This window comes from Mesorhizobium sp. NZP2234, assembly GCF_013170765.1.
GTDB classification, from domain to species: domain Bacteria; phylum Pseudomonadota; class Alphaproteobacteria; order Rhizobiales; family Rhizobiaceae; genus Mesorhizobium; species Mesorhizobium loti_D.
Genome location: NZ_CP033364.1, coordinates 361,171 through 375,997, shown reverse-complemented (window position 1 = coordinate 375,997; position 14,827 = coordinate 361,171). Strand labels below are relative to the sequence as shown.

Sequence of the window (14,827 nt, the reverse complement as noted above, 5' to 3'; positions counted from 1 at the left end):
GTTAATTTAGAGTAAACGCAAAAGCTCGGAATTTTGCTTCTGGTTCCTCCTGTGCTTCGCTATTGTCGTTATGCGGCGGTGCGAGGACAGAATGGAAAACAAGTTGTTGGGTACGCCCGTTGCGGCGGCTGCGGGCAAGGGCAAGAACAGCCCCTCAGTGTTTTCAGATCACGTCATGGATGTTCTGGAGCATGTGGAGTATCGCCTTTGCGATGGCGCCGAGGATCTAGAGGCGATCTATAGGCTTCGCTACAATTCCTATCTTCACGCCGGCATGGTCAAGCCAGATGCCTCCCGCATGGTGAAGGACGACTTCGACGACCTGCCCAATTCATACCGCTTCGGCGTCTTCTTCGACGGCGCGCTCGTCAGCACCATCAGAATCCACTACGCCAGCGCAAGATATCCTGTGTCGCCCAGCACCGATGTTTTCGGCGACGTGCTGGCGCGGCGACTGGCGACTGGCGAGACTTTCGTCGATCCGAGCCGGTTCGCGGCCGATCTCGAGTGGTCGAGCAGCTTGCGCGTGCTGCCGTATGTCACTCTCAGGCTGGCGGTGGTTGCTTGCAGCCATTTCAAGCCGACCTATTGCCTGACGGCGATCAAGGAAGAACACTCCGCCTTCTATCATCGCATCTTCCGATCGGAGCAGGCGGTGCCTCCGCGAAATTATCCCGGCCTTACCGTCCCCGTGCATCTCTTCCAGTCGAAGTGCTCCGAGAACATGCAGGCGACGCTGGATCGCTTTCCGTTCTTCAACTCGACGGCATTCGAGCAACGCATGCTCTTCCAACGTCCCAACAGGGGCGAACTGGCACCGCTGACCATCTTGCCCACCGCCAAGTATTTCGAAGCAGCCTGAGCCAAAGCGGTCCTTGGTCGCCTCCTCGGGCATGTCCTCCGCTCTGAACCGGCCTCGGCTTTTGGGCAACGTGCATCACGATGGAGCCTTCCTGGCGTGACGGCGTTGTATAGGGCGACATAGCCGCAAGTTGGTGGCATCGCTTCTGGAAAGGATCTCGACATGCATATTTCCCAGCTCGCGCTCACGCCGCTTATCTCGCTGATCGCCGGCGTGCTGATCCTCATCATGCCACGGCTGCTGAACTACATCGTCGCGCTCTATCTGATCGTCGTTGGATTGCTCGGTCTTTTCCCGCACCTCGCCGGCTGAGGCTGACGATCAAGCCTGGCGCGAAGGCTGTCCCTCGCCGGGATATGCCTGCAGTTTCAATTTTCCGCAGTTTCAATGTTCCCTTGAGGCAGTTGTCGGCAGCGATGCGGCAATAGCGCCATTGCCCTCGGCCCGGCTTTTCGCTATGTGCCTGAAAGATGTCTTCGAAGGGGTATTCCTATGGCTGATCACTCGCCGACCGGTCCTGTCGAACTGGGCGCGAAGATGGACTATGCCGAACATGACCGCACCTATGCGGGCTTTCTCGCGCTGGCCAAATACGGGTCGCTTTTCTGCGGCGCGCTTCTTCTGGCGATGGCTTTCGGCTTCTTCGCTGGCGGCTTCTTCTCGGCGCTTATCCTGTTCTTCCTGATTATGGCCGCCGGCGCCTTCATTCTGCGATAGACCTTCCAAAACCCCGTTGCCATTGACGTCGCCGGATGTTCCGGCCGACACTTTGCGCAAACAGGTTCCAGCCGAAAGGATCATGCGGTGGGACAGACGGTTTTCATCCCTCGTGAGCTTGACGCGAACGAGCCGCGTGTCGCGGCCTCGCCCGATACGGTCAAGCGGCTTGCGGGGCTTGGCTTCGATGTGGTTGTCGAAACCGGTGCCGGCACAAGGTCGCGCATCCCCGACGAGGAGTTTGCCAAGGCAGGTGCCGCCATCGGCAAGGCCTCCGATGTCGCCAAGGCCGATGTCGTGCTGAAGGTGCGCCGGCCGACGGAAGCCGAACTGAAGAGCTACAAATCCGGCGCCGCCGTGATCGCCATCATGGATCCTTACGGCAATGACGCCGCCGTAGCGGCCCTGGCCAAGGCCGGTGTCACCGCCTTCTCGATGGAATTCATGCCGCGTATCACCCGCGCGCAATCGATGGATGTTTTGTCCTCGCAGGCCAACCTTGCCGGCTACCAGGCGGTGATCGACGGCGCTTCGGAATATGATCGCGCATTGCCGATGATGATGACGGCGGCGGGCACCGTGCCGGCGGCCAAGGTGTTCATCATGGGTGTCGGCGTCGCCGGCCTGCAGGCGATCGCCACGGCGCGCCGCCTCGGCGCGGTCGTTACCGCCACCGACGTGCGCCCCGCCGCCAAGGAACAGGTCGCTTCGCTCGGCGCGAAATTCCTGGCCGTCGAGGATGACGAGTTCAAGGCCGCGGAAACCGCGGGCGGCTACGCCAAGGAAATGTCGAAGGAATACCAGGCCAAGCAGGCGGCGCTCACATCAGAGCACATCGCCAAGCAGGACATCGTCATCACCACGGCGCTGATCCCCGGCCGTCCGGCGCCGAAGCTGGTCTCGGCCGCCATGGTCGCCTCGATGAAGCCGGGCTCGGTGCTCGTCGATCTCGCCGTCGAGCGCGGCGGCAATGTCGAAGGTTCCGAGCCGGGCAAGGTCGTCACCACGGCCAACAATGTGAAGATCGTCGGCCACCTCAATGTGCCGGGCCGCGTCGCCGCATCCGCCTCGCTGCTCTATGCCAAGAACCTGTTCGCTTTCCTCGAGACGCTGGTCGACAAGAACACCAAGACACTTGCCATCAACCGAGACGACGACCTGGTCAAGGCAACGATGCTGACCGACGGCGGCAAGGTTGTCCATCCGGCCTTCGCCAAGGCCGACCAGCAGCCTCGTGTCGAGCCGGCCGCGATCCCGGCCACGACCATGGTCGCCGATGCTTCCACGCCTGCCGCGCCGAAAAAGGCCGCGCCCAGGAAAACCGCCGCATCCAAGTCGTCCTCGCCCAAGTCGAAAGGGACCGCGTGATGGATCAGACCCTGCAGAAAGCCCTCGACCAGCTCGATCAGGCAAGTGCCGCCGTCCGGCTGGCGGTGCAGAACCTGGCAAATGCGCCGGGCGGTGCCGAAGCGGCGGGTGATGCCGCGCACGCACTTTCCGGCGGCGCCATCGATCCCTTCGTCTTCCGTTTCGCCATCTTCGTGCTGGCGATCTTCGTCGGCTACTACGTGGTCTGGTCGGTCACCCCCGCTTTGCACACGCCGCTGATGGCCGTCACCAACGCCATCTCGTCGGTCATCGTCGTCGGCGCGCTGCTGGCTGTCGGCATTGCTGCCTCCGGCGTTGCCGCCGGTTTCGGCTTCGTCGCCCTGATGCTGGTTTCGGTCAACATCTTCGGCGGCTTCCTCGTCACCCAGCGCATGCTGGCCATGTACAAGAAGAAGGAAAAGTGACGTGACCGTCAATCTCGCTTCCTTCCTCTATCTGGTCTCCGGCATCCTGTTCATCCTGGCGCTGCGCGGCCTGTCGCATCCGACCACCAGCCGCCAGGGCAATCTCTACGGCATGATCGGCATGGGCATCGCCATCGCCACCACATTGGCGCTGGCAACCCCGTCGGCCGGCCGCTTCGGCCTGATCGTGCTCGGCCTCGCCATTGGCGGTGGTGTCGGCGCCGTCACCGCGCGCCGCATCGCCATGACCTCGATGCCGCAGCTGGTTGCGGCCTTCCACTCGCTGGTCGGCCTTGCCGCCGTCATGGTGGCGGCCGCGGCCATCTATGCACCGGAAAGCTTCGGCATCGGCACGGCGGGTGACATCCATGCCCAGGCCCTGGTCGAAATGAGCCTTGGCGTCGCCATCGGTGCCATCACCTTCACCGGCTCGGTCATCGCCTTTTTGAAGCTCGATGGCCGCATGTCGGGCAAGCCGATCATGATCGGCGGCCGCCATTTCATCAACGCCGCCCTCGGCATCGCGCTGGTCGTGCTGATCGTGCTGCTGGTCACGACCGAATCGAAGCTGGTCTTCTGGCTGATCGTCGCCGCCTCGCTGGTGCTCGGCATCCTCTTGATCATCCCGATCGGCGGCGCCGACATGCCGGTCGTCGTCTCGATGCTGAATTCCTATTCGGGCTGGGCCGCCGCGGCACTCGGCTTCACGCTCGGCAATCTGGCGCTGATCATCACCGGCGCGCTGGTCGGCTCGTCGGGCGCCATCCTGTCCTACATCATGTGCAAGGGCATGAACCGAAGCTTCATCTCGGTCATCCTCGGCGGCTTCGGCGGCGAGACGGCCGCAGCGGCTGATGACGGCATCGAGCGCACGGTCAAGCAGGGCTCGGCCGATGACGCCGCCTATCTGATGATGAACGCGCAGAAGGTCATCATCGTGCCGGGCTACGGCATGGCGGTCGCCCAGGCCCAGCACGCGCTGCGCGAAATGGCCGACAAGCTCAAGGCCAATGGCGTCGACGTCAAATACGCCATCCATCCCGTTGCCGGCCGCATGCCTGGTCACATGAACGTGCTCTTGGCCGAAGCCAATGTGCCTTACGACGAGGTCTTCGAACTGGAGGACATCAACTCCGAGTTCGCGCAGGCCGACGTCGCCTATGTCATCGGCGCCAACGACGTCACTAACCCGTCCGCGCGCGACGACAAGTCCTCGCCTATCTACGGCATGCCGATCCTCGACGTCGACAAGGCGCGCACCTGCCTGTTCGTCAAGCGCTCGCTCGGCTCCGGCTATGCCGGCATCGACAACACGCTGTTCTACAAGGACGGCACCATGATGCTGCTCGGCGACGCCAAGAAGATGACGGAAGAGATCGTCAAGGCCATGGATCACTGATCCGGCCGATCGCACAAACGCCGCTATCAGAATAGCAAAGAGCCCGGCTTCAGCGAAACACCGGGCTCTTTCATTTTCGGGAGCGTGCCTGGGTTCAGCGGCTGGTCAGGAACACTGCTTCCTCTTCGTCGCGCTGCCTGCCGCCGAGGGCCGCGGCGGCGCTGGCGATGAAGGCGCCGATGGCAAGCGACAAGGCGCCGAGCAAGGCAAAGGTCGCGCTGGCCTTCCGGGCGGTGTCGGCGGCTTGCTTCGCCTTCACCTTGGCGTCTTCCACCTTGGCGACCATTGCATCGACACGCGCCTTGGCGTCGGCCTCCGAAAGACCGGTGCGGGCGGCAACCAGTTGCGACAGATAGGTCTTGTCGTCGGCCGAAATCTCGCCCGCCGCGGCGCTGGCGACCAGGATGCGCGAGGCCTGCCCGACCGCGGCGGCGTCGCTGTCCGGATTGGTTCCTGCGAGCTTGGCCGGATCGGCCGGACGGAAGAGCGAATCCACCAGATAGGAAGTCGCATTGTTGGCCGACGCGCCGCCGGCATTGGCGGAGGCGCCAGCCGAGGCACCCATGGCAGCGCCCGACGCCACTGTGGAAACCGCCTGCACGCCGGAACCAAGTGCAGCGGAGAGTGCCGAGCCCAGCACGCCAACCACAAGCAAGGTGGCCAATGCCCAGGCGAGGAAGCCGTGAGCGGTGTCACGGAAATAGACCTCGTCGGTATGGATCCCGACCCATTTGGTGCGCAGGCGTCCGGCAAGATAGCCACCGACGCCGGAGGAGAGCCACTGCACGACGATCAGCCAGATCGCCGTCGATACCGCGAAGGTGGTAACCGACGCACCCGAGCCTGACCATGGCGAAACCATGCTGAGGCCCAGACCCGAGCCGAGCAGCATCAGGACGAAGGTTAATGTCGAGGCCGCGAAGGCGCCGGCAATGATCGGTCCCCAGCTGACGGCTGTAGCGGAGGATTCTTCTGACGCGGATAGGTCGATGGCCGATACGGTGGGCTGCATCAATGCCCCCTACCGTACGAACAGCATGATGAGGATGATGATCGGAATCGGAATGCCGAGCAACCAGAGCAAAATGCCACGTCCCATGAAGGCCTCCTGTGAGAAATTGTGATCGATGTTGTCACAATGTCCCGAGAGGACTTCCGTTCCGGCGGGCTATAAAATGATTTGGTTGCCGGCGATGGAACAATTCGGAGCGCCGCTTCGCACAAATAGCTCAAGCGATCATGGTGTTGGGATTTGGCCCATAGGTCCAGACAGGCGGAATCCGGGGCTTCGTCCCTGCCTGCCAATGGTGCCGGCCAGCCTAGCTAAGCCGGCTGGATCGATTCCATGCTGGAAGGACTGGCAGGGGAGCGCGCCTGAACGCCGCCCTGGCAAGCTTCTTCAGCGCATCGCTACAGTCTCGAAGCGCGTCGCACTGAAGCGGATTCAGGCGACGCGGCTTTAAGTTCTTGTGCATCTCGTTCCGCCAAAACCGCCGTGCGGTTTTGGGCAACATGCATCAAATATCCAGATTGGCCACCGACAGCGCATTGTCCTGGATGAATTCGCGCCGTGGCTCGACCTCGTCGCCCATCAGCCGCGAGAACAGGCTGTCGGCATCGGTCGCATCGTTGACCTTGACCTGGAGCAGCGAACGCACATTCGGGTCGAGCGTTGTCTCCCAGAGCTGCTCGGCATTCATCTCGCCGAGACCCTTGTAGCGCTGCATGGTCAGGCCCTTGCGGCCGGTCGCAAAGACGGCGTTGAGCAGTGCCAGCGGCCCCGAAACGGTTTCGGCCACATCCTTGCGCCGCAACACCGGCGGCGTCCCGTAGACTTCGCTGAGGCGCTGCGCGTAGCGGTCGAGCTGGCGGGCATCGGCCGAATTGATCAGCCCCATGTCGAGATGGGCGTATTCCTTGACGCTGCGCACGGTGCGCTCGAAGACATAGCCGCCGCTGCCGTCGTTCGAGGTCGACATGCGGCCGGTCCAGCCGCGCTCGGTGTCCTCGGCGATGATGTCGAGGCGTTGTGCGATCCGCTCCGCCATGGCATTGGCGCGGCCGAGATCGCCGAAGACCTCGGGGTTGAGACCGCCAGCGATCGCCGCCTGCTCGACGACATTGCGGTTGTAGCGCGTGTGCAGGCCGTTGATCAGCTGGCGGACAGCCAGCGCATCGTCAACGGCACTGTGCAGGTCCTGTCCGGTCCGCACTTCACCCGAGCCCAGCGTGAGCGAGGCTTCCTCCAGCCCTGAATCGATCAGGAATTCCTCGAAGGCGCTCTCATTCTTGATGTATTGCGAACTCTTGCCGCGCGTCACCTTGTAGAGCGGCGGCTGGGCTATGTAGAGATGGCCGCGCTCGATCAGCTCCGGCATCTGCCGGAAAAAGAAGGTGAGAAGCAACGTTCTGATATGGGCGCCGTCGACGTCGGCGTCGGTCATCAGGATGATCTTGTGATAGCGCAGCTTGTCGGCGTTGAACTCGTCCTTGCCGATAGACGTGCCGAGCGCGGTGATCAGCGTGCCGATCATGTCGGACGAGAGCATGCGGTCGAAGCGGGCGCGCTCGACATTGAGGATCTTGCCGCGCAGCGGCAGGATGGCCTGGTTCTGGCGAGAGCGGCCGCCCTTGGCCGAGCCACCGGCCGAGTCACCCTCGACGATGAAGATTTCCGATTTTGCCGGGTCGCGCTCCTGGCAGTCGGCCAGCTTGCCCGGCAGCGAAGTGACGCCGAGCGAGGTCTTGCGGGTGATGTCGCGCGCCTTGCGCGCGGCTTCGCGCGCCGCCGCGGCCTGGATCACCTTCTCGATGACGACCTTGCCTTCGGTCGGATGCTCTTCCAACCAGGTGCCGAGCGCCTCGTTGACCAGCCCCTCTACCACCGGCCGCACTTCCGACGACACCAGCTTGTCCTTGGTCTGCGAGGAGAATTTCGGGTCGGGAACCTTGACCGACAGCACCGCCGTCAGGCCCTCGCGGCAATCGTCGCCGATCAGCGAGACCTTTTCCTTCTTGGTCTGACCCGAGGATTCGCCATAGCCGGTGATCTGGCGCGTCAGCGCGCCGCGGAAGCCGGCCAGATGGGTACCACCATCGCGTTGCGGTATGTTGTTGGTGAAGGCCAGCACGTTCTCGTGGTAGCTGTCGTTCCACCACATTGCCACTTCGACGGTGATGCCGTCGCGCTCGGCCTTGATGGCGATCGGCTTCTCGATCAGCGGTTTCTTGACCCGGTCGAGATATTTGACGAACTCTTCGAGGCCTCCATCGTAGTGCAGTTCATGCCGCACGATGTCGGCGTGACGGGCATCGGTCAGAACGATGCGCACGCCGGAATTGAGGAAGGCGAGTTCGCGCAGCCGGTGCTCCAGCGTGCCGAAGTCGAACTCGACCATGGTGAAGGTCTCGGCCGACGGAAAGAAGGTGATCGAGCTGCCGCTGCGGCCCTCATAGGTGCCTGGCTGCTTGTCCTGCTCGTAGCTGCCCGTCGCCTTCAGCGGCGCATCGGCATTGCCGTGCGTGAAGCTCATTTCATAAATCTGGCCGTTGCGGCGGATCTTGAGCTTCAGCCATGCCGAAAGGGCGTTGACCACCGAGACGCCGACGCCATGCAGGCCGCCCGACACCTTGTAGGAGTTCTGGTCGAACTTGCCGCCGGCATGCAGCTGCGTCATGATCACTTCGGCGGCCGAAATGCCTTCGCCGGTGTGAATATCGGTCGGAATGCCGCGGCCATTGTCGATTACCGTCACCGAACCATCGGGGTTGAGCGTCACGGTGACGAGGTCGGCGTGGCCTGCCAGCGCCTCGTCGATGGCGTTGTCGACCACCTCGTAGACCATGTGATGCAGGCCGGAACCGTCGTCGGTATCGCCGATATACATGCCAGGGCGTTTGCGGACAGCATCCAACCCCTTCAAAACCTTGATGGAATCGGCGCCGTATTCGGCCTCGGCGCCGTTGGTGTTCTCGGTCTGGTCGCTCATGAAAACCTATTGTCTAGATGCCGCTTGTACAGCGCGAAAAATCGGCCCCGAATCGCGCGTCTGATATGCACTAGATATAGGTGCTAAAGGCGGTTTTTCCAAGGTTTGCGGGCATTTCCCCGGGGATGAGCCGGCTGTCCAGGGCTGGCTCCCGACGGGCGCTATTTCGCCTTGGCCACGCGCTCCCTGAGAAACTTGATCATGAACTTGTATCGCGGGGCCAGCCGCCCGGTCCGCTCGAGTTCCAGCGTCATGTCGAGCGCCTGGGAGAGAACCACCTTGGGGTTCCTGGCGACCTGGGCGTAGTCGACCATGGCGACCACCAGGTCGCGCTGCCATGTCGCGTTGTCAGGGTCGGACCGGGCAAGCTGCTGGCGGATGGCGAGGCTGTCCTGAAAGGCCTGCCGTGCACCTTTGACGTCGCGCTGCTTGACCTTGAGCATGCCGATCTCGGACAGCGTGATCGACAGGTCGCGTTGCCAGTCGGCATTGCCGGGATCGAGCTTCGCCAGCCTGTCGGCGATGGCGAAACTGTCCATATAGGCTTTCAGCGCCCCGTTCTGATCGCCCTGAATGGCGAGAACCCCCGCGACCTTTTCAATGGATACCGAAAGGTCGCGCTGCCAGTCGGTGTTGTTCGGATCGCTCCCTGCCAGCACGCGGGATATTCGGAGCGCTTCTTGATAGGCGGCGAGTGCGTCCGGCCACTTCTCCTGGTCGCTCAGCGCATTGCCGATCTTGGCGTTGCCGACCGACAGGTCGCGTTTCAGCTCGCTGTTGTCGGGATCGCGGCCAACCAGTTGGTCGACGATGACGTGGCTCGCCTGGTAGGCCGCGAGCGCACCGGCGGCATCGCCGCGTTCGCGCTTGAGATCGCCGATCGTCTCATGGCTGACGGAGACGTCGCGCTGGCGCTCGGCATCCTGCGGCTTCTTCCCTGCCAGCGCCAGCCGGATCTTCAGGCTCTCCTCATAGGCCGCCTCGGCATTGTCGAACTGGCCGGCGCTGTGCGCCAGATTGCCGATCTCGTCATAGGTAATGTTGAGGTCGCGTTGCAGTTCGGCGCGTTCGGGTTCGTTGGCGGCGAGCTGTTTCTTGATCGACAGGCTTTCCTGATAGACCTGCGAGGCGCCCGCCAGATCGCCTTGCGTCACCAGCACGTTGCCGATCTTGTCGTCGGCCATGGCGAAATCGCCGAACCATGGCAGGCGGCCGGGCTCGGCCGCGGTCAAATCCATGAGCATGGATCTGGCGGTCCGGTAATTCTCCAGCGCGGCCGGCAGGTCGCCTTGCGCCATCCTGATATTGCCGAGCTTGATACGGCTGACGGCAAAGTCGCGCTTGACGCTCGGATCGGTTTCCCGGGCGGAGCGCAATTCGAGATTGGATACCAGCGCCGAAAAGGCGCGGCCCGCGGCGTCGGTGTTGCCGACGAGGGTGTAGAGCTTGCCGAGTTCGTCCAGGGTGCGGATCTGACGGTCGGCATCCTCCAGCGCCAATGAGGACTGCCCGGCCTCGCCATAGAGCGAGAGCACCGTTTCATAGTCCTTGATGGCGGTGGCGTAGTCGAGGTCGGCGCGCGCCGCACCGCCAGACAGATAAAGCGTCGCGGCCTCGGACAGGGTGCGGCTGACGAAATTGACCTTCAGCGCCTGGCGCGAAACATTGTCTATGTCGGCTGCCTTGGCGAGAAGGGCGCGGGCGCCATCGAAGGCGCCGAGCGAAAGCTGTTCCTCGGCCTGCTTGCGCAACTCCGCCACCTGCGGATCGTCGGAGGCGAGCGCCTTCATTTCGCTGCGCACCTTGACGAAGGCGTCGGCAGCCTCGCGTAGCCGGGCGTTCAGGCTGCCGGCGGAGAGATGGCTGGCGTCGGCGCTGATCAGCGCGCCATAGAGCGGCGCCAGCGGCATGTCGGCGCCGTTGGCGATCTGCTCGACCTCGCCGCGCATTTGCGGAGTCACATCGGCCATGGCCAGCAGCAGGCGTTCGCGCTCCGGCAGTTGTTCCTTGGCCTCAGCGGCAAAGAACAGCTTCGGCAGGCCGCTTTCGACATAGGGCAGCTGTTTGCCGCGTGTGAGGTCATAGACCTCCTGCTGCACCAAGGTCAGCACCGAGCGGATCTCGAGCCCGTCCGTGCCGAGATATTTGGTCAGCGCCGTCGTGAAGGGTGAGTTTTGCCCGGTGCCGTCGGCGGCCGCCTCGCCGGGTGCGGCCGAAAAGGCGAACAGGATGTTTTCCGCTCGCCCGACGCGGCCGAGGCCTGGCTTGACCTTGTTGACGACTTCCTTCGCCAGCGAGGTCGCGCCGCGACCGTTGCCACTGCTCCCCGAGAACGGATCGCTGCGGCAGGCGTCGAGCACGATCAGCCCGACCTTCGCGGTGGCGGCGACGGCGTCGCGCACCTCTTCCGGCGGCAGGCTGGTCTTGTCCAGTTGATCGAGCGAGGAGGAGTCGGCATCGACCGGCAGCAGCCGGTTGTCGCCGGAGATTTCGACACCATGGCCGGAGAAATAGACCAAGGCCACATCGGCGCCCTTGGCATCCTCGCGGAAATCGTCGAGGGCGCGCCGCATGCGCCTGAGGTCGCGATTGGTTTCGAGCACGACCTCGAAGCCGAGTTTCTTCAGCGCCGCTTGCATGGCCTCGCCATCATGCAGGGGATTGGCAAGCGGCCGGACCAGCCGGTAGTCATCCTCGGCGATGACCAGCGCCACGCGCCGTTCCGCCGCCGCGGTGACGATGGTCGCGAGCATCAGCAGCAAGGCAAACAGCAAACGCAAGTCGAACCGCCCCCGGCTCAGTCCCTTGCCGACCATTCCACCTCTTTATGGCGCGAGCAAGCGAGGCACTCGGCCAAACCTGCTCTTTCAGCCGGCGCGCATCGGTTTCAACGCCTCGCTCCAGCGCAACAGCTCGTCCAGCATGGTCCTGGCACCACCCGCCACCTGGTCGCTGGCGCTGAAGGCACCGTTCTCGTCAAGCAGCTTCTGGTACATCGGCAGCGCGACGCCCTCGGGGATCGGCATGATCCCCACGGCGGCCAACAGAGGCTTCAGCGCCTGCGCCGCGCGCAGGCCGCCGGAGACGCCGCCATAGCTGAAAATGGCGGCGGGCTTGTACTTCCATTCGCGCGCGAGGTAGTCGATCGCGTTGATGATCGCGGGCGCCGCGAAATAATTGTACTCGGGCGCCACGAAGACAAAGGCGTCGGCGGCGTCGATCGCCTTCGACCACGCCTTGGTGTGGTCGTTCTGATAGTTGCCCAGCCTCGGATGATGCGGCTCGTCGAGCACCGGCAGGTGGAACGCGGCGATGTCGGCCAGCACTGGCTCGAATTTCCCGTGCTCGCGCGCGAACGTCTCAAGCCATTCCGCAAAAACAGGACCGGCGCGGCCTGGCCGCGTGCTGCCGATGATGATGTTCAACTGGTGCTTCAAGACAGGCTCCTTTGTCGGCGGTATCTCTTGGTGACTGTCACTACGGCAGAGCGTCCTGTCGGACAAGGTTTGAACGCCAGGCGGAGCGGTCACGATCGGATGAACAGACTGTCTGCTTCGTGCCGCGCATTGCCTGCCGTTCGGTCACATGGACGTCCGGGGTGCCAGCCACTACATTCAAGCATCAGCGGAGCACTTCATGGACACTCAGCCCGCCCCCTTTGTTCCTCCCGCGCCGAAGCCGCGTACATCGCCGCCTTCGACGCTGGAGATGATCCGCATCGTCTACCGCAATCCGCTCGAACTCTGGGGCGAGCCGACCTACAACGAACCCTGGATTTCGGCCAAGGGCGCGGGCGGACCGCTGGTCATCGCCAACGATCCTGGTCTCATCCGCCATGTTCTGGTCGACAATGCCAAGAACTACAAGATGGCGACGGTGCGCCAGAAGATCCTGCGCCCGATCCTGCGCGATGGCCTGCTGACCGCCGAGGGCGAGGTCTGGAAGCGGTCGCGCAAGGCGATGGCACCGGTTTTCACGCCGCGCCACATCTTCGGCTTTGCCCAGCCGATGCTGAAACGCACGCTCGAGTTCGTCACCCGCTACGAGCAGGGCGGCACATCCGACATCGCCCATGACATGACGCTGCTCACCTATGACATCCTGGCCGAGACCCTGTTCTCTGGCGAGATCGCCGGCGAGCCGGGCAGTTTCGCCAACGAGATCGACCGTTTGTTCGAAACCATGGGCCGTGTCGATCCGCTCGACCTGTTGCGGGCGCCCGATTGGCTGCCGCGGCTCACCCGCATCCGCGGCCGCAAGACCATGGCCTATTTCCGCAAGATCGTGACCGATACCGTCAAGATGCGCGAAGAGAGATTCAGGCGTGATCCCGATGCCGTACCACAGGATTTCCTGACGCTGCTGCTCAAGGCCGAAGGCCCGGAGGGGCTGACGCGCCCGGAAGTCGAGGACAACATCATCACCTTCATCGGCGCCGGCCATGAGACGACGGCGCGGGCGCTTGGCTGGACGCTTTATTGCCTCGCCGAATCGCCATGGGAGCGCAACCGGGTCGAGCAGGAAATCGACCAGGTGCTGGCGCGCGAACCCGATCCGACGAAGTGGCTCGACGCCATGCCGTTGACCCGCGCCGCCTTCGACGAGGCGCTCCGGCTCTATCCGCCGGCGCCATCGATCAACCGCGAGCCGATCGTGCCTGAGATGTGGAAGGATCTCTATATCCCCAAGCACGCGGCCGTGCTGGTGATGCCGTGGGTCGTCCATCGTCATCGGAAGCTGTGGGACCGGCCAGATGCCTTCCTGCCCGAGCGTTTCCACCCGGGGAACCGTGAAAAGATCGACCGTTTCCAGTACCTGCCGTTCGGAGCAGGTCCGCGCGTCTGCATCGGCGCCAGTTTCGCCATGCAGGAGGCGATCATCGCGCTCGCCATCCTTTTGTCGCGCTTCCGCTTCGACACCACGGCCGAAACGAAACCCTGGCCGGTGCAGAAATTGACGACCCAGCCGCAAGGCGGGCTGCCGATGCGGGTCACGCCTCGCTAGGCATGCCGATATTCTGGTGATGCCCGCCTGCGAACGGTGGCGGCCTGACCTGAATCTCAACGCACCTTGGGCTTATGCAGCGGGCTTGCGCTGCTGGAACTGGCCGGCGGCGCGGAAGCGCCAGAGGTAACTCGGCAGGATCGTTGCGATCGACTGCGGCTGGATGCCAAGCCCGGCAAGTGTCCGGTTGGCCTTGGCGGCGGCGTCCGAAACGATGTTGTGCTCGCGCAACAGCATCACCTGGTCCCTGGTCAAGAGCGGATTGGGCAGCAGGCCGAGGATCGAAGCCTGGATGTTGGCCACCCACCACGGCACCGGGACCAGCAGGCGCTTGCGCTCGATCACCGCGAGCAACTCTTCCATGCACTCCTTGAAGGTGAGCACGTTGGGGCCGCCAAGCTCATAGATGTGGCCGCGATTGATCTTGCCATCGACCGAGCGTGCCACCGCTTCGGCGACGTCGCCGACATAGACCGGCTGGAACTTGGTCTGGCCGCCGCCGATCAGCGGCAGAACCGGCGAATAGCGAGCCATGTTGGCAAAGCGGTTGAAGAAGCTATCCTCGGGTCCGAAGTTGATCGACGGCCGGAAGATCACGGCGTCGTTGATCGTCTCCAGCACGGCCTTCTCGCCTAGCGCCTTGGTGCGCGCGTAATCCGATTCGGAGTCCGCGTCGGCGCCAAGCGCCGAAACATGCGTCAGCCCGGCGCCAACGGAGCGCGCGGCTTCGGCGACGGCGCGGGCGCCGAATTCATGCACGGCGGAGAATTTCTGCCGGCCGCTCTCATGCAAGACGGCAACGAGATTGACGACATGGTCGGCCCCTTGCACGGCGCGGTCGACCGACCAGCGCACCCGCACATTGGCCTGCACCGGCTGGATCTGGCCGACATTGCCGAGCGGCTGCAAATGGCCGGCAAGGTCGGGCCGCCGGCAGGCGACCCGGATGCGATAGCCGCGCTTGGCCAGCGCGCGCACCACGTGGCGGCCGACAAAGCCTGACCCGCCAAAGACGACGACGAGCTTTGGGGTCTGCAGGATTTCGGTCATGGCGGGCTCCGGC

Annotated in this window: 12 protein-coding genes; 7 read left to right on the top strand and 5 right to left on the bottom strand. The window is 63.6% G+C overall.

What is annotated here, in order from left to right; translation table 11 throughout:
* Positions 1 to 91: 91 nt before the first annotated feature.
* The 6 genes from EB230_RS01695 (at position 92) to EB230_RS01670 (ending at position 4,771) form a co-directional block, all read left to right on the top strand.
* Positions 92 to 862 carry a hypothetical protein gene (locus tag EB230_RS01695; RefSeq protein WP_056569231.1) on the top strand — a complete coding sequence of 257 codons (771 nt, stop codon included), beginning with the start codon at positions 92 to 94 and terminating at the stop codon, positions 860 to 862.
* A 162-nt stretch (positions 863 to 1,024) separates the two neighbouring features.
* Complete coding sequence (locus EB230_RS01690) at positions 1,025 to 1,174, top strand: DUF3096 domain-containing protein (protein WP_019862764.1); 150 nt, start codon at positions 1,025 to 1,027, stop codon at positions 1,172 to 1,174.
* A 180-nt stretch (positions 1,175 to 1,354) separates the two neighbouring features.
* A complete protein-coding gene (locus EB230_RS01685; RefSeq protein WP_056569234.1) occupies positions 1,355 to 1,579 on the top strand; it encodes an aa3-type cytochrome c oxidase subunit IV in 225 nt (74 codons plus the stop codon).
* 87 nt (positions 1,580 to 1,666) lie between these two features.
* Positions 1,667 to 2,947 carry a Re/Si-specific NAD(P)(+) transhydrogenase subunit alpha gene (locus tag EB230_RS01680; protein WP_056569237.1) on the top strand — a complete coding sequence of 427 codons (1,281 nt, stop codon included), beginning with the start codon at positions 1,667 to 1,669 and terminating at the stop codon, positions 2,945 to 2,947.
* Positions 2,944 to 3,372, top strand: a complete 429-nt coding sequence (locus tag EB230_RS01675) for a proton-translocating transhydrogenase family protein (RefSeq protein ID WP_171883267.1) — start codon at positions 2,944 to 2,946, stop codon at positions 3,370 to 3,372. The genes EB230_RS01680 and EB230_RS01675 overlap by 4 nt, the downstream gene beginning before the upstream one ends.
* Position 3,373: 1 nt before the next feature.
* Positions 3,374 to 4,771: an NAD(P)(+) transhydrogenase (Re/Si-specific) subunit beta gene (locus EB230_RS01670; protein WP_056569240.1), complete on the top strand. Its 1,398-nt coding sequence runs from the start codon at positions 3,374 to 3,376 to the stop codon at positions 4,769 to 4,771.
* Between the two features lie 94 nt (positions 4,772 to 4,865).
* Here the strand turns inward: EB230_RS01670 and EB230_RS01665 are convergent, their stop codons facing one another.
* From EB230_RS01665 to EB230_RS01650, 4 genes are all read right to left on the bottom strand, one after another.
* On the bottom strand, positions 4,866 to 5,783 hold the full coding sequence (locus tag EB230_RS01665) for a hypothetical protein (protein ID WP_172371130.1): 918 nt from the start codon (positions 5,781 to 5,783) through the stop codon (positions 4,866 to 4,868).
* A 505-nt stretch (positions 5,784 to 6,288) separates the two neighbouring features.
* Positions 6,289 to 8,760: a DNA topoisomerase (ATP-hydrolyzing) subunit B gene (gene gyrB / locus EB230_RS01660; protein WP_056569248.1), complete on the bottom strand. Its 2,472-nt coding sequence runs from the start codon at positions 8,758 to 8,760 to the stop codon at positions 6,289 to 6,291.
* Positions 8,761 to 8,921: 161 nt separating this feature from the next.
* Positions 8,922 to 11,540 (bottom strand): caspase domain-containing protein, encoded by a 2,619-nt coding sequence (locus tag EB230_RS01655; RefSeq protein ID WP_172371128.1) that lies wholly within the window; start codon positions 11,538 to 11,540, stop codon positions 8,922 to 8,924.
* A gap of 87 nt (positions 11,541 to 11,627) precedes the next feature.
* On the bottom strand, positions 11,628 to 12,197 hold the full coding sequence (locus EB230_RS01650) for an NADPH-dependent FMN reductase (RefSeq protein WP_056569251.1): 570 nt from the start codon (positions 12,195 to 12,197) through the stop codon (positions 11,628 to 11,630).
* Positions 12,198 to 12,396: 199 nt separating this feature from the next.
* On the opposite strand from EB230_RS01650, the gene EB230_RS01645 reads away from it, so the two are divergent.
* Positions 12,397 to 13,764 (top strand): cytochrome P450, encoded by a 1,368-nt coding sequence (locus tag EB230_RS01645; RefSeq protein ID WP_172371126.1) that lies wholly within the window; start codon positions 12,397 to 12,399, stop codon positions 13,762 to 13,764.
* 72 nt (positions 13,765 to 13,836) lie between these two features.
* Here the strand turns inward: EB230_RS01645 and EB230_RS01640 are convergent, their stop codons facing one another.
* Positions 13,837 to 14,814 carry a complex I NDUFA9 subunit family protein gene (locus tag EB230_RS01640; protein WP_172371124.1) on the bottom strand — a complete coding sequence of 326 codons (978 nt, stop codon included), beginning with the start codon at positions 14,812 to 14,814 and terminating at the stop codon, positions 13,837 to 13,839.
* Between the last annotated feature and the right edge of the window lie 13 nt (positions 14,815 to 14,827).